The organism is Mycobacterium sp. TY815 (genome assembly GCF_030755135.1).
Classification (GTDB): domain Bacteria; phylum Actinomycetota; class Actinomycetes; order Mycobacteriales; family Mycobacteriaceae; genus Mycobacterium.
The window spans coordinates 1180121-1202128 of the sequence record NZ_JAUFRX010000001.1 but is presented as its reverse complement, the minus strand read 5'-3'; the positions used below and the strand labels follow the sequence as shown (position 1 = coordinate 1202128).

The following is a 22008-nucleotide window of genomic DNA, read 5'->3' as shown; positions in this document are numbered from 1 at the left end:
AGAAAGGGCCCGGCCGGACCCTTCCGATACCGGTGGTAGCGGAATAAGGTGGTGACATGACCAGCCCCGCGGACGGCAGGTACCTGCATACCTGTCCACTGTGTGAAGCCATGTGCGGCTTGGAAATTCGCGTCCAGGACGGCAAAGTCGCCGGAATCCGGGGCAATCGTGACGATGTGTGGAGTCGCGGGCACATCTGTCCGAAGGGTGCCGCGCTGGGAGCATTGCACGACGACCCGGACCGGCTCCGTAAACCGATGATCAAGCTCGACGGTCAGTGGCAGGAGGTCAGTTGGGACGCCGCGTTTCGCCGTTGCACCGAACTGCTGACGCCGGTGATCACCGAATACGGCATCGGCGCTGTGACGGCGTACACCGGCAATCCGCTGGCACATTCGTTCTCCCTGGCCCGGTACGCGGGGGTGCTGCTGGGCATGTCGGGCATGCCGGTCACCTATTCGCCCGGCACGGTCGATCAGTGGCCGAAGAACCTCTCGTCACACCTGATGTACGGCGGTTGGTGGAACTTTCCGGTACCCGACATCGCGCGCACCGACCTGCTCGTCATCATGGGCGCCAACCCCGCGGCGTCGCAGGGATCGCTGCTCGCGGCTCCCGACGTGATGGGACTGATCGGCGCGATTCGTCAGCGCGGCAAGGTGATCGTGATCGATCCGGTGCGCACCCGCACGGCTGACCACGCCGACGAGTGGCTGCCGATCGTGCCCGGCACCGACGCGGCGCTGCTGCTGGCGGTCGCGCACACCCTCTTCGCGGAGGGCCTGGTAGCGCCCGGACCGCACGTCGCGGGTGTGGACACCATGCGTCGCGTCGCGGCGGACTGGCCACCGAGCCGGGTCAGTGCCGTCACCGGTATCGACGAAGAACGCATCCGGACGCTGGCGCGTGAACTGGCCGGCACCGACAAGTCTGTCGTGTACGGCCGCATCGGGTTGTGCAACCAGGAGTTCGGCAGCCTGGCCAGCTGGCTGGTCGACGTCGTCAACATCCTCACCGGGCATTTCGACACACCGGGTGGCGCGATGTTCCCGCGACCGGCGGCCTGGTCCATCACCACACAGCCACTGCCCGGCCTGGAGGACGGTGCGCCGGAGTTCGGCCGGTGGAAGACGCGGGTGCGTGGCGCCAAAGAAGTACTCGGCCAGGTTCCGGTGTCCTGCCTGGTCGAAGAGATCGCCACCCCGGGAGAGGGGCAGCTCAAGGCGCTGATCACGATCGCCGGCAATCCGGTCCTCTCCTCACCCGGCGGGGACAAGCTCGACGAAGCCCTTCCGATGCTCAATGCGATGATCTCCGTTGACAATTGGCTGAACGAGACCACGCGCCACGCCGATGTCATCCTGCCCGGACTGTCACCGCTCGAGCAGCCGCACCACGACGACCTGGTGCTGCAGTTCGCGATTCGCAGCTTCGCCAACTACTCGGCGCCGGTGTTCGACCCGGGTGAGCGGCCACACGAGTGGGAGATCCTGATCCGCCTGACCGGGTTGTGCACCGGCACTCCGGCTGAGGATGTCGACGTCGCCGCGATCGACGACGGCTTCTTCGACTACCTGGCGTTCACCCAGGGACTCGACGGTGCCACCATCCGCCGGCACTACGAGCACGGCGGCCCGGAGCGGATGCTGGATCTGACCCTGCGCACCGGTCCCTTCGGCGATCGGTACGGCGAGAACCCGGGCGGCCTCTCGCTTGACCTGCTGAAGGCCAATCCCAACGGCATCGATTTCGGGCCGATGGTGCCACAGCTGCCCGGAATTCTGGGCACCTCGGACAAGAAGATCCGGCTCGCCCCGCAGTACCTGCTGGACGACCTCGCCCGGCTGGCCGCCCGGCTGGAACGCCCGGCCGACCCGCTGGTCCTGGTCAACCGACGGCATCTGCGGTCGAACAATTCGTGGCTGCACAACGTGCCGGCGCTGATGAAGGGCCGGGACCGCTGCACACTGTTGATGCATCCCGCGGACGCGAACCGTTGCCGCATCACCGACCAGGACATCGTCACGGTCAAGTCGGAGTCCGGCGAAATCAAGGTGCCGGTCGAGATCACCGATGCGATCAAGCCGGGCGTGGTGTCGATGCCGCACGGCTGGGGTCACGACAAGCCCGGCACCCGCCTGGCGGTGGCGAACGGCTCGCCGGGAGTTAACACCAACGTGCTGTCACCGCCGACACTGCTCGACGAGCCGTCAGGCAACGGGGTGCTGAACGGAATTCCCGTCACCGTTACCTGACGGTTTGCCTAAGCTCCTCGGCTGACAACGACTTGATCGGCCGTCGCACGCATCTGGTCGGACAACCGGAGCAGATCGTGCTCGCCGACCCCGTTGGGCAGCGTGTAGGCCACTTGGCGCAATTCGACGGCGTAGTTGCGCAACTGCTGGCGGAGTCGCGTCTCGATTGTCGGCATGACGCTCCTAACGGTGGGGACTGGCCCGGGCGCCCCTCTGATCGGCCGGCCCCCTCGAATCTATGCCGCCTGCTGCCGCATCCGCGAGACGCGCGGAGCGGTGTTTACGAGAGATTGACGGCCTATTTACAGTCCGTACCCTTCGGCCGCAGGCCAACGACACCCGGGCGACGCGGACGCTGGTTAGCTGACGGTCCGCACCGCGCCCGGCCGCCGCAACTCAGTCGGATTCCTCCACCTCGTCGTCGAGCACCACGATCTCCTGCTGTTCCTGCCAGTCCGCGGCACTGGCTTCCAGCGGTACTTCGACGGGCTCGGGCTCGTAGTCTTCATCCTCTGGTGGCTCCACCGCGGACCGCAGCTGTTCAGCGGCGTCAGCGATGGGCACGTCGTCGGGGAAGGTGTTGTCGCGCTCGGACATGGACGTCAAACTACCCGGCGCGCGCCGAGGGGAACGCCCGCTATCCCGGTGCAGGACCCTGTCGTCGGTTTCCGAGATCGTCCTGCGGGCTACTATGCCGCCATGGCGCTCGACGAAGGATCGACGTTTGCCGGGTACACCGTCATCAAGCGGCTGGGATCCGGGGGGATGGGCGAGGTCTACCTCGCCAGGCACCCGCGGCTGCCCCGCCAGGACGCACTCAAGGTCCTCAAGACGGAGGTGACGGCGGACAGCGAGTACCGGGAGCGCTTCCTCCGCGAGGCTGACACCGCGGCCACGCTGTGGCATCCACACATCGTGGCGGTGCACGACCGCGGCGAGTCCGATGGTCAGCTGTGGATCGACATGGATTACGTCGACGGCACCGACGCGGGGGAGTTGCTGGAGGAGCGGTACCCCAACGGCATGCCCGGCCCGGAAGTCGTCGAGATCGTCACCGCGGTCGCCGAGGCGCTCGACTACGCCCACCTGAACAAGCTGCTTCATCGCGACGTCAAGCCCGCGAACATCCTGATCGCGCAACCGGAATCGCCGGATCGGCGAATTCTGCTGGCAGACTTCGGGATTGCCGGTCTGGTAGGGGAATCGACGGGACTGACCGCGACCAATATGACGGTGGGCACCGTGGCGTATGCGGCACCCGAACAGCTGATGGGCAACGACCTCGACGGCCGGGCCGACCAGTACGCGCTCGCCGCCTCGGCCTACCAGCTGCTGACCGGAGCGCCGCCGTTTCAGCACTCCAATCCCGCGGTGGTGATCAGCCAGCACCTGAGCGCCTCGCCTCCGGCCATCAGTCAGCGCAGTCCGGAACTGTCCAACCTGGACCCGGTCTTCGCCAAGGCGCTGGCCAAGGACCCCAAAGATCGTTACCTGAGGTGCATCGACTTCGCGCGCGCCCTGAGCCACAACCTGGGCGCCGGCGGCGATCCCGATGAGACCAGCCTGTCCATGCCCGCCGTCGCCACCTCGACGCCGAAACGCTCGCTGCTGCGACCCGCCGTGCTCGTCCCGGCGCTGCTGGGCATCCTGCTGGTGATCGCGGTCGTCTTCGCCCTCCAGGAATATCTGCGCGCGGACAAGGAGGAGCGCGCAACACCGGCTCCGCAGCCGCCGGCGAGCACGTCAGTACCCGCGTCCACGACAGGAGCAGGTACCGCTACGACGGCGACGCCCGCCCCGGAGATTCCGGTCGTGGCCATCGGTGCCGATTGCTTCCCGCTCGGCAGCCTCGGCACCACCAAGACCGGCGCGACGGCCTACTGCTCGATGATTCAGGGCACCAGCACCAGCATCTGGTCACTGACCGAGGGCACCGCGGCCAGTCCGACCGTCAGCCCCACCTTGGAACCGAACGAGACCCCGCCGCCCAGCGAGCAGGAGACACCGGTTCGGGTCTGCATGGAGCAGACCGGTCAGACCCGGCTGCAGTGCCTGCAGGAAATCCGCCGCGGCAACGGCCGGCCCTGACGGCTAGACGCACCCGCTGACCGTGACGCGCCGGCCGACGTTCGCGCAGACGTTGATGTTCGGCGGAGGCGGCGGAGGCGGCGGGTAGTCCTCCGGCAGCGGCGCATAGTCGGCCGGGGGCGGAACGTAGGGCGCCACGGCGTCGGCGATATTGGTGCACCCGCTGACCGAGATGCGCCGGCCGGCATTGACGCACACGTCGGCCATGGCCGACCCCGACGGCTCGACGATGTCGAACACCTCGGGCACCGCGGTGAAGGCCAGTGCCGCGAGGGCGAAAGCTGCTGCGGGACGCTTCCAGGAATCCATCCAGATCTCCTTCCGGTGGGCGTTCATCATATTCACGCTGGTGGCGTCACACCCGGCGAACGGGCGGCGCCGACCAGCCGCCGGTGATGACCTGAGGCCGCGGCGCGTACAGCCGCATGGTCACCCCGACCGGTCCGCGCGGAGCGGGTAGCCAGTTGTTCCTGCGGTCCGGCCCAGGGTCCGCGTGCTGGATATAGATATCGAGCGAGCCGTCGTCGTTGTAGTGCAGGGGATCGCGGTCACCGATCGCGAACCGGTTCAGCTCGTTGCCGACCTGGAACCCCTCGGCGTCGTACATGGTGATCGACCAGAACGCGTCCACCGGTGGCAATTTGTCAGCGTCGAAGTGGACGACGTAGTCGTTGTCGCCGCTGACGGGTTGGCCGTCGGCATCGGAGGCCAGCAGCGGGTAGACCGCGTCCTCGGGCGGGTTGGCACCCAGCCCGATCAGGGCCACCACCGCGCGCCGGAAGTAGTTGTTGCCGTAGACGCCCATGCCCTCGCTGAGGTTGACCCAGCCGTTGACACTGGTCGCGAGCCTCGGTCCGGCCGCCAGCATGTCGGCGAGGGCATCCTTCTTGCCCTGCTCGATCTGTGCGACCTGGTCCTGGGTGAACCGGTGTGCGTCGAAGGGCTTGCCGCGCTCGATGCCGAGCAGTGTCAGCCTGGCCAGGATGGAGAAGTCGGTCGCATGCGGTGGGTGAACCCGCAGCAGGTCGGCGGCATAGGTCAGATAGTCGATGGCGCTCATGCCGTTGACGATCTTGAGCGGTTCGGTGGTCACGTCGTAGTTCACGTCCCGTTCGACCGCAGCCTTCGGCCCGAGTTCAGTGATGTGGAACCCGTCCTGCACCTTGTGCACCGCCGCGTAATCGTCCGGACCGTTCGTCTGGGTCCGCCCGATCAGCCAGACGTACGCGGTGGGCGCTTGGATGACCCGCGCCGGCGAAGGCAGTTCACCGGTGTATCCCGGACCGGTGATCACCAGGTCCAGCGGGCCGGTGCCGGTGGTCCGCTTACCGGGGTTGGCGAACACGTCGGACCACATGTCCAGCATCGGCAACATGTAGAAGCGATCGTCGGTGTCGTCGGCGTGCAGCCGAACCGGACCGCTGCTCAGGTCCAGCCACGCGATCGAGTAGAGCGTGTCGAAATTCGGCCGCACCACCGCGCGGAACTCCGCGGCCGGGAACTCGCGCAGGTGAGAGAACTGGTTCGGCGGACCGAAACCTGGGCGCGAGCCGGGAGCCGAATTGAACGCCTGCAGCCGGGTGACGTCCATGGTCACCAGCGGGTAGAAATACACGAACGCTTCGTAGCTCAACGTGCGCAGATCGTCGGATAAGGTGGTCAAGTTCTCTCCTTGGGGCCCGATTCGCCAGAGGCTTGAAGGATAGAGCTCAACGGATCGAAATGTCAGCGTTCGCAGCGGCTTCGGGGGCCACCGCGTGCGGCTGGCAGGCCCCGCCCGGTTACACACCCGGTTACATATGACGTCCTGCTTCTTTAGTTGGCGTCCCTGCCGATAAAGTTGGTTGCGATGACCCAGACAGCCGCCCCACCTGTGCTGACCGTGCGGTATGACGGAGCCGAGCGCACCTTTGCAGCCGGCCATGACGTAGTGATCGGCCGTGACCTGCGCGCCGATGTCCGCGTGGCACACCCCTTGATCTCCCGCGTGCATCTGTTGCTGCGCTTCGACCAGGGTCGATGGGTCGCCATCGACAACGGCAGCCTCAACGGGCTGTACGTCAACAACCGCCGGGTGCCGGTCGTCGACATCCAGGACGGACAGCGCGTCAACATCGGCAATCCCGACGGGCCGGCGCTCGACTTCGAGGTGGGCCGGCGCAACCAGGGCTCGGTCGGGCGCCCGCCGGCGACTACCGCCATGGCGATCCCGTCGCGGCCCAGCGGTCCCATCCCCGCCCAGGGCGGGCAGCCGCCGTCCGGCGCCAACTGGGGTGCGCCGCCGCAACACCCGTCGACCGCACGGATGCCCGCCGCGCCGCCGGGCCAGCCCTCCGGCCCGCAGCCCCGGTACCCGTCCGGGCCGCAGCCGATGCAGCAACCGTCACCGCAGATCTACCGCTCGTCGGCGCAGCAGCAGCCGCCTCCGGTGATCGGTCGCACCGCCGAAGCGGGCAGCCGCACCTCGATGATGAAGATCCTGCGACCGGGCAAGGCCGGGGATCTGCCAGCGGGCGCCGTCAAGATCGGTCGCGCCGACGACAACGACATCGTCATCCCCGAGGTCCTGGCCTCCCGCCACCACGCGACCCTGATCCCGTCGCCCGGCGGCACGGAGATCCGGGACAACCGCAGCATCAACGGCACCTTCGTCAACGGCACCCGCGTCGAATCCGCCATCCTGCGTGACGGCGACGTGGTCACGATCGGCAACATCGACCTCGTCTTCGCCAACGGGGCGCTGTCCCGTCGCGAAGAGAGTCTGCTGGAGACCCGCACCGGCGGACTCGACGTACGCGGCGTGACCTGGACCATCGAGGGCAACAAGACCCTGCTGGACAACATCTCGCTGACCGCGCGCCCAGGCATGCTCACCGCGGTCATCGGCCCGTCGGGCGCGGGCAAGTCGACCTTCGCCAAACTGGTCGCCGGCTACACCCACCCGACCAGCGGGACGGTGTCATTCGAGGGGCACAACGTGCACTCCGAATACGCCTCGTTGCGAAGCAGGATCGGCATGGTGCCGCAGGACGACGTCGTGCACGGGCAGCTGACGGTGAAGCAGGCCCTGATGTACGCCGCCGAGTTGCGGTTGCCGCCCGACACCACCAAAGAGGACCGCGAGCAGGTGGTGGCGCGCGTCCTCGAGGAACTCGAGATGACCAAGCACCTCGAGACGAGGGTGGACAAGCTGTCCGGCGGTCAGCGCAAGCGGGCTTCGGTCGCGCTGGAGCTGCTCACCGGGCCGTCGCTGCTGATCCTGGACGAGCCCACGTCCGGGCTGGACCCGGCGCTGGACCGCCAGGTCATGACGATGCTGCGGCAGCTGGCCGACGCAGGTCGTGTGGTGCTGGTGGTCACCCACTCGCTGACCTACCTCGACGTGTGCGACCAGGTGCTGCTGCTGGCCCCCGGCGGCAAGACAGCATTCTGCGGACCCCCGAGCCAGATCGGCCCGTCGATGGGAACCACGAACTGGGCCGACATCTTCAGCTCGGTGGCCGAGGACCCGGACGGCGCCAAGGCCCGCTACCTGGCGCAGACGGGACCACCGCCACCGGTGCCGCCGACGGAGAAACCCGCGGAGTTGGGGGAGGCGGCCCATACCAGTCTGGTCCGACAGTTCTCCACGATCGCGCGACGGCAGCTGCGGCTGATCATCTCCGACCGCGGATACTTCATCTTCCTGGCCATCCTGCCGTTCATCATGGGTTCGCTGTCCATGTCGGTGCCCGGTGACGTCGGCTTCAACGCACCGCCACTGACCAGTGACGCGCCCACCGAGCCGGCCCAGATTCTGGTGCTGCTGAACGTCGGCGCGGTCTTCATGGGCACCGCGCTGACGATCCGCGACCTTATCGGTGAGCGGGCGATCTTCCTGCGAGAACAGGCGGTCGGCCTGTCCACCACGGCTTACCTGCTGGCGAAGGTGTGTGTCTACACCATCCTGGCGCTCATCCAGTCGGCGATCGTGACCATCATCGCGCTGCTGGGCAAGCCGGGTCCGAAGGCCAGCGCCGTGGTGCTCGGAAGTCCTGCCCTCGAGCTGTACGTGGACATCGCGGCGACGACCGTGGCCTCGGCCATGCTCGGCCTGGTGTTGTCGTCGCTGGCCAAGACCAGCGAGCAGATCATGCCGCTTCTCGTGGTGGCGGTCATGTCTCAGCTGGTGTTCTCCGGCGGCATGATCCCGGTGACCAACCGCTTCGGGCTGGACCAGATGTCGTGGGTCACCCCGGCACGCTGGGGCTTTGCGACATCGGCGTCCACCATCGACCTGACCAAGTTGTGTCCGGTGCCGCAGGTTCCCAAGGACGCGCACTGGAAACACACGGCCGGGGCGTGGACCTTCGACATGGCGATGCTGGTGGTACTCAGCATCTTCTACCTGGGCTTCGTGCGGTGGAAGATTCGCCTCAAGAGTGGCTGACCGGCACTGACGGTCTTGGTTTCCCACTCGGCGCCCACATTCGCCAGCAGTAACGCGAACATCACACCGGCCGCCGTGACCGGCAGGCCGAGGTAGAGCATCCAGCCGACCGGAAGGCCGGCCCTGCTCAGCGAGACGTAGTGCAGCAGCAGGACCACGGCGACGGCGCAGCCGGTCAGCAGCACCACGACTTTCGTCTTCATCGCCGTGGCGCCTACCTGGGCCACGGCGCGTTGCCCGGTGCGGGCCACTGCGGGGCGGCCACCGGGTGCTTCGGCCGGAAGAACAGCGCGCCCGCGACCGCGCGGTTGCGCAGCGCCGAGGCGCGCCACGTGTTCACCGGGTGTGAGGCCACCATGTTGGCCAGCCACACGAAGAATCCGGTCTCCGTGCCGGCCCGGTCGGCCATGCCGTCGAAGTCGACCCAGCGCAGCAGGTACTTGCCCGCACTCAGCACGCCGATCGCACGGCGGGCGCCCTCCGGCCGAAACGCGTAGCCGTAGTTGTCGGCCGTGTATTCCATCGACCGCGAAAGCGCCTGCCCGAGGAACGGGATCTTCATGGCCAGCTGGCTGAGTTGACGCCAGTACGACGCATGCCCGGCAGCGATGTGACCGACCTCGTGGCCGATGACGAAGGCCAGCGCCTCGGGATCGCGTGCCTGACCACCGATTTCGAAGAGGTCGCTGTAGACCACGACGTAGCGGCGGAAGCCGTGCCCGCTGGCGAAGGCGTTGATCTGGCCGTTGCCCAGCACGACGTAGGCGTCCGGCACCTCGGGGAGGCCGAATCGCTGGGCCGCCTCGACGACCAGCCAGTAGCCCTCGGGAAACTGGGTGGGCGACATCTTCACGCCGTTCGTGCGCTGCCGGCCGTAGTTCAGCCCGCGACCGAGGAACAGCAGCAGCGGGGTGGCCAGCAGGGACAACCACAGCAGGCTGACCTTGCCGGACAGCACCACCGCTAGCGCGATCAGGTACAGCACCACGCTGGAGGCGATGACCAGCACAAGTAGTCCGATCTCCCACGGGTGCCGCCGCGGCTGGTCGCGGAAGCCGGTCGGCGGGTGCGGGTGGTAGTGGGTCGGTGAATCGACAATGGCCATGACGGTTGCTGGACTCCTGATGTCGGTCTGCGCCGGATTTCCGGCTCTACCAGGGTCCGCGCCGGCCCTTGGAAGGTTCTGGAGAAATTCTTGGAGTGCTGGTCAGCGCGCCGCTCACGCGGTGCCCGGTGACCTGCGTCACCGTCGGCGCTCCTATCATTCGGTTATGACCGCCGGTGCGCTCACCTTGATGGGATCGCCGGCATTCGCAGCCGACGACACGGCGGCGTTCCGTGCCGCGGGGTGGTGGACCGACTCGACACTGTCGGACGCCGTTCGCCGCAACGGCGAGCGATCCCCGGACCGGATGGCCTACGTCGACCACCCCGGTGGCGCCCTGACATGGCGGGAATTCGATGCCGCGGCGACCGCCCTGGCCGGACAGCTGGCCGGGTTAGGCATCACTCGTGGCGATCGGGTCGCGGTGTGGCACGGCGATACCGCCGCCCTCCATGCGCTGTTCGTCGCCGTCGAGCGCTGCGGTGCGGTCGTGGTCGGCATCGGCGCCCGGGCCGGCACCCGGGAGGTGGCTCACTTGCTGGCCGCCACCGAACCCAGGGTTCTGATCGGCGATCAGCGGCGCAGCGCCGTCGCGGCGGAAGCGGAGTTACCGATTCCGGTTCGGGTGCTCAGCGGTGACGGCGCCGCGTTGCGTCTCGACGTCGACGCACCGGCCGCGGCGCCGGGTGTGCGGTCACCACTCGGCCCTGACGACGTATTTCTGATCAATTCCACGTCCGGCACCACCGGGCTGCCCAAGTGCGTCGTGCACACCCAGAATCGCTGGCACTACTTCCACCAGAAGGCGGTCACCAACGGCCGGCTGAGGTCCGACGACGTGTTCCTCTCGGTGGTTCCGATGCCGTTCGGATTCGGGCTGTGGACCAGCCACACCACTCCGATCCAGCTGGGCGCCACCACGGTACTGCTGCAGCGGTTCGCCACCCGGGCGGCGTGCGAGGCGATCGCCCGCCACAAGGTCACCGTATTGTGCTGTGTGAGTACTCAATTGACGATGCTCATGGCCGACCCGGTGGTGCGCGAGACCGATCTGAGCTCACTTAGGGTGGTGTTCACCGGCGGCGAGGCGCTGCCGTATCGGCCGGCCGCGGAGTTCGAGGAACTCACCGGAGCCAAGATCCTGCAGTTCTACGGGTCCAACGAAACCGGGCTGCTCAGCGGCACCACCTTGGACGACTCGCTGCACCATCGGCTGCGTACCGGCGGCCGGATCGTCCCGGAAATGAACGTCCGTCTCTACGACGGAGACTGCGACGTCACGGCGACCGGGCGCGGCCAGCCGGCCTGCCGCGGTCCGGCGACCAGCCTCGGTTACCTCACCGGTTTGCAGGGCGGGGCAGACCACGATCAGTTGTTCACCCGGGACGGGTGGATGCGGATGGGTGACATCTGCGAGATCGACGCGGACGGCTACCTCAGCGTCACCGGCCGCACCTCCGACTTCATCGTGCGGGGCGGCAAGAACATCAGCGCCGCGCAGGTCGAGGACTCCGCCATGTCACATCCGGCGCTGGCCCTGGCAGCAGCGGTGGCGATGCCCGATCCGGTGTTCGGCGAAAAGGTCTGCCTCTATGCCGAACTCGTCGACTCGTGCACCCTCGAGCTGCCGGAACTCGTGGATCACCTACTGGCGCTTGGTGTTTCCAAGGAACTGCTCCCCGAGCGGCTCATCGTGGTGGACGAGCTGCCCCGGTCCTCGGGAGGCAAGGTGGCCAAAGGTGAACTCCGCCATAATCTTCGAGCCAGGATGGAGGCGGGCGTGATGGATGCTCCGCAGGGACGGCGTGGCGGTCTTCAGGTATGGGCGCCGTCGGTGGTGCCGCCGATCGGAGTCGAGCTGTCCGACGAACAGGCGCTCGCCGTGGCGTTCCGCCACCTGGCCTCCATCGGGTTCGCCGAGAACATGGCCGGACACATCACCTGGCAGCGTGACGGCCATACCGACATGCTGGTCAACCCGTGGGGCCTGTGGTGGCAGGAACTCACCGCGTCGGACATCTGCGAGGTGGACGCGGATGCGCGTCTGGTACGCGGTCGCTGGGATGTGACACCGGCCATCCACATCCACACCGAACTGCACCGGGTGCGCGACGACGCCCGGGTGGTCATTCACAACCACCCCTACTACGTCTGTGTGCTGGCCGCACTCGGCAGGCTGCCGGAGCTGGTGCATCAAACCGGATCGCTGTTCCTCGACGATATGTGCCTCGTCGAAACCTATGAGGGGGAGATCGATACCCCTTCTCGGGCAGCTGAACTCGTCGCTCACATCGGCAATGCCAACCTGACGGTGCTGGCCAACCACGGCGTCATCGCCACCGGCCGCAATCTGCCCGAAGCCGTCTACCGGGCGGCGTCCATCGAACGGGTGTGCCGGATGGCCTACGACGTCATGCTGACCGGCATCGAACCGTCGCAGATGAAGTGGTCGGACATGATGGGAATGCGTGCCTCGCTGATCGAGCGCGCGGCGGATGTCTACTGGGCGGGTGCGGCACGGATGACGATCAAAGCCGATCCCGATGTGCTCACCTGACCCGCGAGCAGACACAAAATCGCCCTGGAGCGGATGCTCCAAGGGGATTTTGTGTCTGCTCGCCACTAGAAGGAGACCGGCGTGAAATCGATTGACGAGTTGGCCACCGACCTGAACTTCACCACCGCCAAGACCGGTGAGCAGCGGACGGTGACGCTGCTGCCGGATCCCCCCAGGGCGGACCGCCGCTACACCGTCATCTCGGTCGACGACCACATCGTCGAACCGCCGGACACGTTCACCGGCCGTCTCCCGCGGAAGTTCGCCGACCGGGCGCCCACCGTCGTCGACACCCCCGAAGGCGGGCAGACCTGGGTATACGACGGCCAGGTGCTACCCAACGTCGGCTTCAACGCGGTGGTGGGACGGCCGGTGTCGGAGTACGGCTTCGAGCCGGTGCGATTCGACGAAATGCGCAGGGGCGCTTGGGATATCCATGAGCGGGTCAAGGACATGGACCTCAACGGCATCTACGCGTCGCTGAACTTTCCCTCGTTTCTGCCGGGATTCGCCGGCCAGCGGCTGCAGCAGGTGACCAAGGACCGCGACCTGGCGCTGGCCTCGGTGCGTGCGTGGAACGACTGGCATCTGGAGGCGTGGGCGGGAGCCTATCCCGGCCGCATCATTCCGTGTCAGCTGCCCTGGCTGCTGGATCCCGAGCTGGGAGCCACGATGATCCGCGAGAACGCCGAGCGCGGATTTCACGCCGTGACGTTCAGCGAGAACCCGGCGATGCTGGGATTGCCGAGCATCCACTCGGGCTACTGGGAGCCGATGATGGCGGCCTGCGCCGAGACCGGCACCGTGGTGAATCTGCACATCGGTTCCTCCGGCTCCTCGCCGTCGACGACCGCCGACGCGCCACCGGATGTGCAGGGTGTGCTGTTCTTCGCCTACGCAATCTCGGCCGCCGTGGACTGGCTGTACTCGGGGCTGCCCAGCCGCTTTCCCGACCTGAGAATCTGTTTGTCCGAGGGCGGAATCGGCTGGGTGGCCGGCCTGCTGGACCGCCTGGATCACATGCTGAGCTATCACGAGATGTACGGCACCTGGCGCGCACTCGGCGAAACTCTCACGCCCGCAGAGGTTTTCCAGCGAAATTTCTGGTTTTGCGCGGTGGAGGACAAATCGTCATTCGTGCAGTACGAGCGCATCGGGGTGGACAACATCATGCTGGAAGCCGACTACCCGCACTGCGATTCGACGTGGCCACACACCCAGCAGACGATCCACCAGGAGATCGGTGGACTACCGGACGAGGTGATCCGGAAGATCACCTGGCAGAACGCAGCTCGGCTCTATCAGCACCCCGTGCCCGAAGAGGTACAGCGGGATCCAAACGCGTTCTAAACGTCGACCTCGGCTTCGGAGCAGTAGACCCCGAGCACGTCGCGGGCCGAGACGATGCCCACCAGTGTGCCGTCGCGTTCCACCAATATGTGGCGGATGTAGCGGTCCATCATCCGGGTGGCGACTTCGTCGATGGTGGCATCGGCATCACACCAGATGAGTTTGGTGCTAGCCACGTCGGCGGCGCGGACGGCGTTCGGATCGATGCCGGAGGCCACCGCCCGGACGATATCGCGCTCGCTGACCAGGGCGCCGGGGCTGTCCTCGTCGCCGATGACCATGGCACCGACGTTTTCGGCCACCATCGCGCGCGCGGCGTCGGCGAGGGATGCGTCACCGGCGACGCGGGCCACCGGATCGCCGGTCACGGTGGAGATCGGAAGGTTCCCAACAGAAGAGAAGGCAGTCACGTCACCATGTTCGTCAGGGCGGGCCGGCCGTCTCTAGTGACTTCAGTCCCTAAATCTGGTGGCCTTGGTTGACGGCGGGCTGCCAGAAATTCCGACGATTACCGCCGTCTGTATGGTCAGTGGCGATGAGTAACCAGTATCCCGCCGACGTGTTCACGTCGCGGCATGCCGTGGATCCCGATCTCCGGTCGATCGCCCGAATCCTGCCCCGCGGATACGGGCTGCATCGCGGCCTGCGGTTGCCCCGCGCGCTGATGGGGCTGGCCGGGGTCACCGGACGTGAGCGCGACGTGCCGGTGGCCGCGGTCAACGGCGACGTCACCGTGCGGGTGCACCGGCCGGCCGGATTGCCGCAGCCGGCGCCTGCGCTGCTATGGGTCCACGGCGGCGGAACGGTGATGGGTTGTGCCGCCCAAGAGGACCGGTACTGCCGCAAACTCTCCTATCTGGCCGGCGTGGCGGTGGTGGCGGTGGAACATCGCCTGGCACCGGAGCATCCCTACCCGGTTCCGCTGGACGACTGCTACGCGGCGCTGTTGTGGTTGCAGCGCCAATCGTGGGTGGACGCCACCCGGATCGCGGTGGGAGGCGCCAGTGCCGGGGGCTATTTCGCGGCCGCGCTGGCCCAGCGCGCACAGGATCGCGGCGACGTCGCGCCGGTGTTCCAGATGCTGGTCTACCCGATGCTCGATGACCGCACCGGCGCGAAACCCGATGGCCGCAAACGCTTCATGTGGAGTGAACGGGACAATCAGCTGGCCTGGCAGTGGTACCTGGCCGGTTCGGATCCCGACGAGGCGGTGCCGGCGCGCCGCACCGACCTGTCGGGTCTACCGCCGGCCTGGATCGGCGTCGGCACCCTCGACCTGTTCTATCCGGAGTGCGTCTCGTACGCGAGGCGGCTGCGCGCGGCGGGCGTTCCCGTCCACGAACACATCGCCGCCGGCGCTTTCCACGCCTTCGACCTGCTGGCGCCGAATGCGCCGATCTCCTTGTCCTTCTTCGCCAGTCAGTGTGAGCACCTGCGCGCAGCGCTTAGGTGACCCAGTCGGGTTGTCCCGCGGTGTCTACCACGGAGAAGTCCTTGTGGCCGAGACCGGCGACGCAACCGCCGTCGACCACGAACTCCGAGCCGGTCGAGTAGCTGGATTCGTCGCTGGCGAGATAGAGCACCAGGTTCGACACCTCCTGCGGTTCGGCGATACGGCCGAGCGCGGTCTGGAAGATGTCCTCGGGCACCCATTCGGTCATGGGTGTCCTGATGAGGCCGGGATGGATGGAGTTGACCCGGATCCCGCTGGGCCCCAGCTCCAGTGCTGCCGACTTGGTCAGTCCCCGGACCGCGAATTTCGTTGCGGTGTAACCGTGACAGGCGATGGTGCCGGCCAGTCCCTCGATGGAGGAGATGTTGATGATCGATCCGCGGCCGGCAGCCTTCATCGGTTTGACGACCGACCGGATACCCAGAAAGACACCGGTGAGGTTGATGTCGAGGATCCGCTGCCATTCGGAAAGCTGGTAGTCCTCCAAGGTTCCGATGTTGATGATGCCGGCGTTGTTCACCAGGATGTCGAGGCGGCCGAATTCGGCCAGAGTGGTCTCGACCGCCGCGTCCCACTGGGCGGGGTCGGTGACGTCGAGGTGCACGTAACGCGCGGCGTCGCCGACGTCGGCTGCCACGGCTTTGCCTTCGTCGTCGAGGATGTCACCGAACACCACCTTGGCTCCTTCGGCGACCAGGGCCCGGACGTGGGACGCGCCCATGCCGCGGGCCCCGCCGCTGATGAGGGCGACTTTGTCGGTCAATCGGTTCGGCATTGAATCTCCTGACTCGTTCGTGACGGCTGTCGTCGCCTCACCATACACAAGCAGCTGATTCGTATGGCCCTGAACATAACGCGCAAAACCCGCAGATCGCTTGTTGCGTGGCTATCGCGCACAAGAGCGAATCGACGGCCGCCGGCCCGTAACTTCAGGCACACCAAGAAAGCAGGCGACGACCTGCCCTGACACCGGAGAACACCGTGCCAATTTCGAATCATGCTGTGCCACAACCTGAGTACACCGAGCGGACGGTGCTGACCAGCGACGGGGTTCGCCTTTCGGTGCGTGACTACGGCCGGCGTCAGCCGCTGCACACCCTGGTTCTGCTGCACGGGCTGTGCCTGACGCAGGACAGCTGGGCCATCCAGATCCGCCAGCTGAGGCACCGGTGGGGCAGTGCGCTGCGCATCATCTCCTACGACCACCGTGGGCATGGCGCCTCGAGCGGCGCGCCGGCCCACAGCTACCGGATCGGACAGCTGGCCGACGATCTCGCCGATGTCCTGACCACCCTGCGGGTCGCCGGGCCGGTTACTGTGGCCGGTCATTCGCTGGGTGGCATGACGGCACTGGCCTACCTGAGCCGGCCCGCCGGCGAGCGGCCGGTCGATCCGGACGGCCTGGTCCTGATCGCTGCGGCGGCCGGACGGATATCGGAACGCGGACTGGGCCGCGTGCTGGCCAGCCCGGCCGCGCGCGTCCTGTTCGATCTCGCCGTCCGCATGCCACACCGAACAGCCGAGCGGACCATCCGGTCGCTGATCCGCCCGCTGCATGCGGTACTGGCCAGGTATTCGAGCCGAAACATCGCCCATACCGGCTTTGCCGCCCTGGCAACCGAATCCACGCGTGCGGTGTCGCCCCTGACGGCGGCCGCGTTCCTGCGCGATCTGGGCGGTTACGACGCGTACGGGTCGCTGGCGAACATCAGTGCCACGACGGTCGTCGTCAGTGGCGGCGCGGACATCACCACTCCGGATGCCCATGCCCGGGACCTGGTTACGTCCATCCCCGGCGCGACGCACCTGCCGCACCCCACGGCCGGGCACATGCTCCTGCTGGACGCCCCGCACCGGGTCACCACGGCGATCAACCGTGCCATGGGATTGCACCGTAGCCCGGCCTGGGCGGCCAGGAGCTGGGCGTCGGCCTACGGGCTACCGGGCGCCGCGGCCGCGTCGTGAACGCAGCGACTACCGTCGTCCCCATGAAATTGACCGGCAAGACTGTTCTGCTCACCGGAGCAACCGGAGGGCTGGGACGAGCGATCGCCACAGCGCTCGCCGACCGCGGCGCGCGGCTGATCGTCAGTTCTCGCAAATCTGGGGAGCTCGACGAGCTGGTGGCGTCGCTGTCGGGCCCCGGGCACCGCAAGATCGTCAGCGACCTCGCGGAGCCCGGCGCCGGTCCGGCGCTGCTGGCCGAGGCCGGCCCGATCGACGTCCTGGTCGCCAACGCGGCACTGCCCGCCTCGGGCAAGCTCGACAGCTTCACCGCCGAGCAGGTCGACCGCGCGTTGCGGGTCAACCTCGAGGTGCCGGTGCAGATGACCCGCGAATTGATTCCGGCGTTCACCGCGCGCGGCTCGGGCCATTTCGTCTACATCTCGTCGATCTCCGGAAAGGCCGCCACCGCGCGTGCGTCCCTCTACGCCGCGACCAAGTTCGGCCTGCGCGGTTTCGCCCTGTGCCTGCGCGATGACCTGCGGCCTGCCGGGGTCGGCGTCTCGGTGGTCAGTCCCGGGGCGATCGGCGGCGCCGGGATGTTCGCCGACTCGGGAGCCGTGGCGCCGCCGCTGATGGGCACCGGCACACCCGAGCAGGTCGGAGCCGCCGTGGTGAGCGCGATCGAACGCAACCGCGGCGAGGTCACGGTGGCGCCGCTGCGGCAGCGGGCACTGGCACGCTTTGCGGCGAACGCCCCCGAGGTGGCCTCGCGACTGGCCGGAGGCGTGGCGGCAAAAACGGCCGACCAGATCGCTGCCGGCCAGGTCGACAAGCGTTAGGGAAGTTTCCGCCAGACAGATGGCATCCTGGCGTCCGTGGGCGTCGTGTTTCGCTTGGTCGAGTTGCTGCTGCTGGCCCTGCCGCTGATCGGGGTGATCGCGGCCGGCATCAAGGCGATCTCGGCGATGAAGAATCGGCCCGCACCGGCCCCTGACGACGCGTCACCGGAGCAGGGTCCACCACGATCCGTACCCCCTGGAAACCAGGCGGCGCACTGGCAGGCCATCAAGCGCGCGCTCAGTGCCCACGACAAGACCGACGCCCGCTGGCTCGAGTACGAGCTGGATGCCACCCGGCTGCTGGACTTCCCGGTGATGACCGACATGCGCGACCCGCTGACCACCGGCTTTCACCGGGCCAAGCTGCGAGCAGACCTGCACCGACCGCAGCGGGCCGAGGACCTGTTCGACGATCGCGACGCCGCACGCGAATATCTGGACGCGGTTCAGGATTACGTGACCGCGTTCAACGCGGCCGAAGCCGAGGCGATGCGCAGGCGCAGCAGCGACTTCTCGAAGGAGGAGCGGCAGCGGCTGGCGCGGGCGCAGAGTCTGCTGCGGATCGCCGCGGACACCGCCGCCACTACCCAGGAACGCCAGCATGCATACCAACTGGCGCGGGCCGAACTCGATGGCCTCATCGTGCTGCCCGACAACACCCGTACCAGTATCGAGCGCGGCATCCTCGGTGAGATCGACCGCTAGTTCTTCAAGCGCACCATGCGGGTGGTGGTGCTTTCGTCGAGCTCGACGACATCACTGCGCGAGCGCAAAAAGTCGCTGAAGGACTTGAATCCCAGGGATTTCTCGCTGAACGACGGGTTCATCCGTTTCATCTGCGCCTTGACCACCGAATTGTGCAGCCAGTCCACGTCGTCCTTCTCCAGACCGATGCGTAGCGCGCGTTCGAGCAGACTGGTGGCCGCGACCTGAGGGTCCGGCGCGGCCGGCTCCTCGTCGGGCTCGCCGGAACCCGCGCGGCGGGCGCGTTTCTTCGGTGGCGGGCTCGCGGCCGTCGTCGAGATCCCGGGCAGCGCGTCGTAGGTGACGAACTCGTCGCACGCGGCGGCCAACGACTGGCTGCTCGCGCCGGCCACACCGATGCCCACGACGTAGCGGCCCAGGCGCTTGCACCGCTGGGCCAACGCGATGTAGTCCGAGTCGCCACCGACGATCACGACGTGTGTCAGGTCGGGTAGCCGGAACATGTCCTCGACCGCGTCCACCGCCAGCCGGATGTCGGCGCCGTTCTTTCCGTAGGCGGCCGCGGGAAACAGCTGCACCAGATCGACGGCGCGGCCGACCAGTTGACCGTGGTAGGCGGCGTTGACTTCGGCCGACCAGTCGGCGTACGCGCGGGTGAGTACCAGCGTGCCGAACGAGGAGGCGAAGTCCATGATCGCGCCCAGGTCGACGGTAGCCGCACGCAGCTTTTCCTTGTCGAGGCCTTTGGCCTTGTCCCGCTGGAAGGTGTTTCGGCCGTGCACCTGGTCGTAACGCGAGATGACGATGTTGTCGAAGTCGAAGTACACGGCCACTCGGGTCGCGCTGGAAGCGCTGGAGTCGGTCATGCGGACATCGTCCGGCATCGGGCCGTCAACGGCCAATGTGGGTCACAACGCGGTATGAGGTGCCGCGTTCGTCGCGCTCCCACAGCGCTTCGTCCGCACCGACCGCCGTTCCCTGCGCGATCAACTGGCGTTTGAGAACTTTGTGGGTGGCGGTGCTGGGCAGGTCCGCCGCGATGCGGATGTAGCGGGGCCGCGCCTTGGGAGACAGGTCGGGCTGCGCGTCGAGGAAGGACTCCAGCGATTCCGGGTCGAACGGCTGGCCTTCGTGCAGCACGACCGCCGCCATGACCTGGTCACCAACCCGCTCGTCGGCGACTGCGTAGACGGCTACCCGATTGATCGCGCTGTGGCGCAGCAGAATTCGTTCGATCGGGGCCGCCGCGAGGTTCTCGCCGTCGACGCGCATCCAATCCGCGGTCCGCCCGGCAAGGTAGATCCATCCCTCCGCGTCCTTATAGGCGAGATCGCCGGACCAGTACATCCCGTGCCGCATGCGCTCGGCGTTGGCCTGCGGATCGTTGTAGTAACCGGTGAACAGACCCGAACCAGTGGTGTTGACCAATTCACCCACCGCGTCGTCGGCATTGAGTAACGAGCCGTGGTCGTCGAACCGGGCGAGCTGACACTCGGTGACGGTCTCGCTGTTGTAGATGGCGACCCCGGGAGCGCCCTTGCCGATCGAGCCGCGTGGAGTCCCCGGCTCGCGCAGCACCATGACGGCGTTCTCGGTGGAGCCGAAGCCGTCCTCGACCTGCACGCCGAAGCGGCGCGCGAACTCCTCGATGTCCTTGTCGTTGGCCTCGTTGCCGAATGCCACTCGCAGCGGGTTGTCCGCGTCGTCAGGGCGTTCCGGGGTGGCGAGGATGTATGCGAGCGGTTTGCCGACGTAGTTCATGTACGTGACGTCGTACCGCCGGACGTCGGCCAGGAAGTTGCTGGCCGAGAACTTCGCCGGCACGATCGACGCTCCGGAAACCACGGCCGGGGCCCAGCCGGCGACCACCGCATTGGAGTGAAACAGCGGCATCGACACATAACACGTGTCGCGCTCGGTCAGGGCGAACCGTTCGGCGAGGCTGAGCCCGGCGAAGGTCGGCATCAGGTGTGCCACCTGCACCGCTTTGGGATTGCCGCTCGTCCCCGAGGTGAAGATCATCATGAAGGGGTCCATCATCTCGGCTTCGCGATGGGGGACCAGCGGGCCGGCGCCGGCGACCAGGTCGGCCCATGCCGACGTTGAGGTGTCGAAGACCCGAACTCCGTTGAGCTCCAATCCGTCCAGTAACCCGCGGTGCTCGGCGTCGGTCACGACGATCTGACAGTCCGCCCGCCGGATGTCGGCGGCCAGGGCGTCGCCGCGCCGGGTGGTGTTCAGCCCGCACAGGACATATCCACCCAGGCCGGCCGCCGCCATCTGCGTCAGCATGTCGGGGGTGTTGCCCAGCAACGAGCCGACGTGCACCGGGCGGTCCTGGTCCGCGGCGGACAGCAGGCCCGCTGCCTGCGCCGTCGCCCGGCCGAGGTAGTCACGCCAAGTCCACTGCGAATCGCCATATTTCACGGCGATCCCAGAATCTGACAGTCGCTGTCGCAGCAGCGCTTGCATCGTCTGGTTCACGAAGCCGACGCCCCCGTCCGGTCGAGGTAGCTGCTGACGATCTCGACGAGCAGCTTGCGTTCCCTGGTCGTGTCGATGGACCGTTGCATCACCAGCTGGTTGGCGATCATGCCGCGCAGAGTGGTCAGCAGCAGCTCACCGATGGCGGCGTTCTGGGTCGGGCTCAGATCGCGGTCGATGGTGGCGATCAGCGTGTTGAACGTTCTGCCGAGTCGTCGGATCTGATTGGTGGTGGGCTCACCACGAGTGGCACGGGTGCCGATGAGGATCTCCGTCGCCGCACGCGCGGTGGGGCTGGACATCGCCTGCCAGGCAGCCGTGACGGCCGCCTCGACCCGGTCGTGCGTGGTGGTGTCTTCGGTTGCCGCGGGTAGCGAATTCAGCGCGTCCAGGAGTTCGTCGAAGCCCTGCTCGACCACCGCCATCAGCAGACCGTCGCGATCACCGAAGTGATACTGGATCACTCCCCAGGTAACGCCCGCGGCATCTGCGATGTGCCGGCCGCTGGCGGCACCGATGCCTTCACTCAGCACGATCTGGACGGTCACGCCGATCACCAGTGCCCGGGTGCGCTCGGCCCGGACCTGGTTGCCGTGCGCGGGCCGAGTGGGGGCGGCACGTCCGGGCATCATCACGAGACCACCTGTCGCTCATCCGGGGCGGCGCAGCCCCACGAAACATTGCAAGCGCTAGGTTATGCCATCCCCGCCGGCGGTGAAGTTCGACCCGCCGACACTCGGTGAATTCATGTGATTCACAAAGGCGTGGAATTGCAATTGTCAAGCATATTGACAGC

The 22008-nt window shown here is 67.1% G+C and carries 20 protein-coding genes and 1 pseudogene; 10 read left to right on the top strand and 11 right to left on the bottom strand.

The window, feature by feature from the left end:
- Window positions 1-56 precede the first annotated feature (56 nt).
- Window positions 57-2255, top strand: a complete 2199-nt coding sequence (locus QXK92_RS05165; RefSeq protein ID WP_306240597.1) for a molybdopterin-dependent oxidoreductase — start codon at window positions 57-59, stop codon at window positions 2253-2255.
- An 8-nt stretch (window positions 2256-2263) separates the two neighbouring features.
- Here QXK92_RS05165 and QXK92_RS05160 read toward each other — a convergent pair whose 3' ends face one another.
- Window positions 2264-2431, bottom strand: a complete 168-nt coding sequence (locus tag QXK92_RS05160; protein ID WP_306240596.1) for a hypothetical protein — start codon at window positions 2429-2431, stop codon at window positions 2264-2266.
- 220 nt (window positions 2432-2651) lie between these two features.
- A complete protein-coding gene (locus QXK92_RS05155; RefSeq protein WP_306240595.1) occupies window positions 2652-2852 on the bottom strand; it encodes a hypothetical protein in 201 nt (66 codons plus the stop codon).
- A gap of 102 nt (window positions 2853-2954) precedes the next feature.
- Between QXK92_RS05155 and QXK92_RS05150 the strand changes: the two genes are divergently transcribed.
- Window positions 2955-4343 carry a serine/threonine-protein kinase gene (locus QXK92_RS05150; protein WP_306240594.1) on the top strand — a complete coding sequence of 463 codons (1389 nt, stop codon included), beginning with the start codon at window positions 2955-2957 and terminating at the stop codon, window positions 4341-4343.
- Window positions 4344-4346: 3 nt separating this feature from the next.
- On the opposite strand, the gene QXK92_RS05145 is transcribed toward QXK92_RS05150, so the two are convergent.
- Window positions 4347-4652 (bottom strand): hypothetical protein, encoded by a 306-nt coding sequence (locus QXK92_RS05145; protein WP_306240593.1) that lies wholly within the window; start codon window positions 4650-4652, stop codon window positions 4347-4349.
- Between the two features lie 46 nt (window positions 4653-4698).
- On the bottom strand, window positions 4699-6006 hold the full coding sequence (locus tag QXK92_RS05140) for a DUF1254 domain-containing protein (protein ID WP_306240592.1): 1308 nt from the start codon (window positions 6004-6006) through the stop codon (window positions 4699-4701).
- A 186-nt stretch (window positions 6007-6192) separates the two neighbouring features.
- Between QXK92_RS05140 and QXK92_RS05135 the strand changes: the two genes are divergently transcribed.
- Window positions 6193-8772: an FHA domain-containing protein gene (locus QXK92_RS05135; RefSeq protein ID WP_306240591.1), complete on the top strand. Its 2580-nt coding sequence runs from the start codon at window positions 6193-6195 to the stop codon at window positions 8770-8772.
- Here the strand turns inward: QXK92_RS05135 and QXK92_RS05130 are convergent.
- Together QXK92_RS05130 and QXK92_RS05125 are read right to left on the bottom strand one after the other, a co-directional pair.
- Window positions 8727-8975 carry a hypothetical protein gene (locus tag QXK92_RS05130; protein ID WP_306240590.1) on the bottom strand — a complete coding sequence of 83 codons (249 nt, stop codon included), beginning with the start codon at window positions 8973-8975 and terminating at the stop codon, window positions 8727-8729. The two genes, QXK92_RS05135 and QXK92_RS05130, sit on opposite strands and share 46 nt — an antisense overlap.
- Before the next feature lie 11 nt (window positions 8976-8986).
- Window positions 8987-9877, bottom strand: coding sequence for a M48 family metallopeptidase (locus QXK92_RS05125; RefSeq protein ID WP_306240589.1), 891 nt, complete (start codon window positions 9875-9877; stop codon window positions 8987-8989).
- Window positions 9878-10043: 166 nt separating this feature from the next.
- On the opposite strand from QXK92_RS05125, the pseudogene QXK92_RS05120 reads away from it, so the two are divergent.
- From QXK92_RS05120 to QXK92_RS05110, 3 genes and pseudogenes are all read left to right on the top strand, one after another.
- Window positions 10044-11657, top strand: a pseudogene (locus QXK92_RS05120) (class I adenylate-forming enzyme family protein); the annotation flags it as partial.
- Between the two features lie 3 nt (window positions 11658-11660).
- Window positions 11661-12434 carry a class II aldolase/adducin family protein gene (locus QXK92_RS05115; protein WP_306244203.1) on the top strand — a complete coding sequence of 258 codons (774 nt, stop codon included), beginning with the start codon at window positions 11661-11663 and terminating at the stop codon, window positions 12432-12434.
- A gap of 81 nt (window positions 12435-12515) precedes the next feature.
- Window positions 12516-13784: an amidohydrolase family protein gene (locus QXK92_RS05110; RefSeq protein ID WP_306240588.1), complete on the top strand. Its 1269-nt coding sequence runs from the start codon at window positions 12516-12518 to the stop codon at window positions 13782-13784.
- On the opposite strand, the gene QXK92_RS05105 is transcribed toward QXK92_RS05110, so the two are convergent.
- The gene (locus QXK92_RS05105; protein WP_306240587.1) at window positions 13781-14194 is read right to left on the bottom strand and encodes a cyclic nucleotide-binding/CBS domain-containing protein; all 414 of its coding nucleotides are present in this window, start codon (window positions 14192-14194) and stop codon (window positions 13781-13783) included. The genes QXK92_RS05110 and QXK92_RS05105 overlap by 4 nt on opposite strands.
- Before the next feature lie 125 nt (window positions 14195-14319).
- On the opposite strand from QXK92_RS05105, the gene QXK92_RS05100 reads away from it, so the two are divergent.
- Window positions 14320-15237, top strand: a complete 918-nt coding sequence (locus QXK92_RS05100; RefSeq protein ID WP_306240585.1) for an alpha/beta hydrolase — start codon at window positions 14320-14322, stop codon at window positions 15235-15237.
- Here QXK92_RS05100 and QXK92_RS05095 read toward each other — a convergent pair.
- On the bottom strand, window positions 15230-16012 hold the full coding sequence (locus tag QXK92_RS05095) for an SDR family oxidoreductase (protein WP_306240584.1): 783 nt from the start codon (window positions 16010-16012) through the stop codon (window positions 15230-15232). The genes QXK92_RS05100 and QXK92_RS05095 overlap by 8 nt on opposite strands.
- A 227-nt stretch (window positions 16013-16239) precedes the next feature.
- Here QXK92_RS05095 and QXK92_RS05090 point away from each other — a divergent pair, with 227 nt between their 5' ends.
- From QXK92_RS05090 to QXK92_RS05080, 3 genes are read left to right on the top strand one after another with little or no spacing between them, the layout of a single operon-like run.
- Window positions 16240-17202 carry an alpha/beta fold hydrolase gene (locus tag QXK92_RS05090; protein ID WP_306240583.1) on the top strand — a complete coding sequence of 321 codons (963 nt, stop codon included), beginning with the start codon at window positions 16240-16242 and terminating at the stop codon, window positions 17200-17202.
- Between the two features lie 23 nt (window positions 17203-17225).
- Entirely contained in the window at window positions 17226-18023 is a 798-nt protein-coding gene (locus QXK92_RS05085) for an SDR family oxidoreductase (RefSeq protein WP_306240582.1), read from the top strand.
- A gap of 36 nt (window positions 18024-18059) precedes the next feature.
- Window positions 18060-18728, top strand: coding sequence for a hypothetical protein (locus tag QXK92_RS05080; RefSeq protein ID WP_306240581.1), 669 nt, complete (start codon window positions 18060-18062; stop codon window positions 18726-18728).
- On the opposite strand, the gene QXK92_RS05075 is transcribed toward QXK92_RS05080, so the two are convergent.
- Genes QXK92_RS05075 through QXK92_RS05065 form a run of 3 tightly spaced genes read right to left on the bottom strand, consistent with a single transcriptional unit; the run spans window position 18725 to window position 21844 of the window.
- Complete coding sequence (locus QXK92_RS05075) at window positions 18725-19594, bottom strand: NYN domain-containing protein (RefSeq protein ID WP_306240580.1); 870 nt, start codon at window positions 19592-19594, stop codon at window positions 18725-18727. The genes QXK92_RS05080 and QXK92_RS05075 overlap by 4 nt on opposite strands.
- Window positions 19595-19619: 25 nt before the next feature.
- Window positions 19620-21200: a fatty-acid--CoA ligase FadD1 gene (gene fadD1 / locus QXK92_RS05070; RefSeq protein ID WP_371934537.1), complete on the bottom strand. Its 1581-nt coding sequence runs from the start codon at window positions 21198-21200 to the stop codon at window positions 19620-19622.
- 8 nt (window positions 21201-21208) lie between these two features.
- Window positions 21209-21844 carry a TetR/AcrR family transcriptional regulator gene (locus tag QXK92_RS05065; RefSeq protein WP_306244201.1) on the bottom strand — a complete coding sequence of 212 codons (636 nt, stop codon included), beginning with the start codon at window positions 21842-21844 and terminating at the stop codon, window positions 21209-21211.
- Window positions 21845-22008 lie beyond the last annotated feature (164 nt).

Excerpts from the sequence above, each read along its gene's own strand:
- QXK92_RS05165 (WP_306240597.1), top strand. The coding sequence starts at position 57 with ATGACCAGCCCCGCGGACGGCAGGTACCTGCATACCTGTCCACTGTGT.
- QXK92_RS05160 (WP_306240596.1), bottom strand. The coding sequence starts at position 2,431 with ATGCCGACAATCGAGACGCGACTCCGCCAGCAGTTGCGCAACTACGCC.
- QXK92_RS05155 (WP_306240595.1), bottom strand. The coding sequence starts at position 2,852 with ATGTCCGAGCGCGACAACACCTTCCCCGACGACGTGCCCATCGCTGAC.
- QXK92_RS05150 (WP_306240594.1), top strand. The coding sequence starts at position 2,955 with ATGGCGCTCGACGAAGGATCGACGTTTGCCGGGTACACCGTCATCAAG.
- QXK92_RS05145 (WP_306240593.1), bottom strand. The coding sequence starts at position 4,652 with ATGGATTCCTGGAAGCGTCCCGCAGCAGCTTTCGCCCTCGCGGCACTG.
- QXK92_RS05135 (WP_306240591.1), top strand. The coding sequence starts at position 6,193 with ATGACCCAGACAGCCGCCCCACCTGTGCTGACCGTGCGGTATGACGGA.
- QXK92_RS05130 (WP_306240590.1), bottom strand. The coding sequence starts at position 8,975 with ATGAAGACGAAAGTCGTGGTGCTGCTGACCGGCTGCGCCGTCGCCGTG.
- QXK92_RS05125 (WP_306240589.1), bottom strand. The coding sequence starts at position 9,877 with ATGGCCATTGTCGATTCACCGACCCACTACCACCCGCACCCGCCGACC.
- QXK92_RS05115 (WP_306244203.1), top strand. The coding sequence starts at position 11,661 with ATGGATGCTCCGCAGGGACGGCGTGGCGGTCTTCAGGTATGGGCGCCG.
- QXK92_RS05100 (WP_306240585.1), top strand. The coding sequence starts at position 14,320 with ATGAGTAACCAGTATCCCGCCGACGTGTTCACGTCGCGGCATGCCGTG.
- QXK92_RS05095 (WP_306240584.1), bottom strand. The coding sequence starts at position 16,012 with ATGCCGAACCGATTGACCGACAAAGTCGCCCTCATCAGCGGCGGGGCC.
- QXK92_RS05085 (WP_306240582.1), top strand. The coding sequence starts at position 17,226 with ATGAAATTGACCGGCAAGACTGTTCTGCTCACCGGAGCAACCGGAGGG.
- QXK92_RS05075 (WP_306240580.1), bottom strand. The coding sequence starts at position 19,594 with ATGACCGACTCCAGCGCTTCCAGCGCGACCCGAGTGGCCGTGTACTTC.
- fadD1 (WP_371934537.1), bottom strand. The coding sequence starts at position 21,200 with ATGCAAGCGCTGCTGCGACAGCGACTGTCAGATTCTGGGATCGCCGTG.
- QXK92_RS05065 (WP_306244201.1), bottom strand. The coding sequence starts at position 21,844 with ATGATGCCCGGACGTGCCGCCCCCACTCGGCCCGCGCACGGCAACCAG.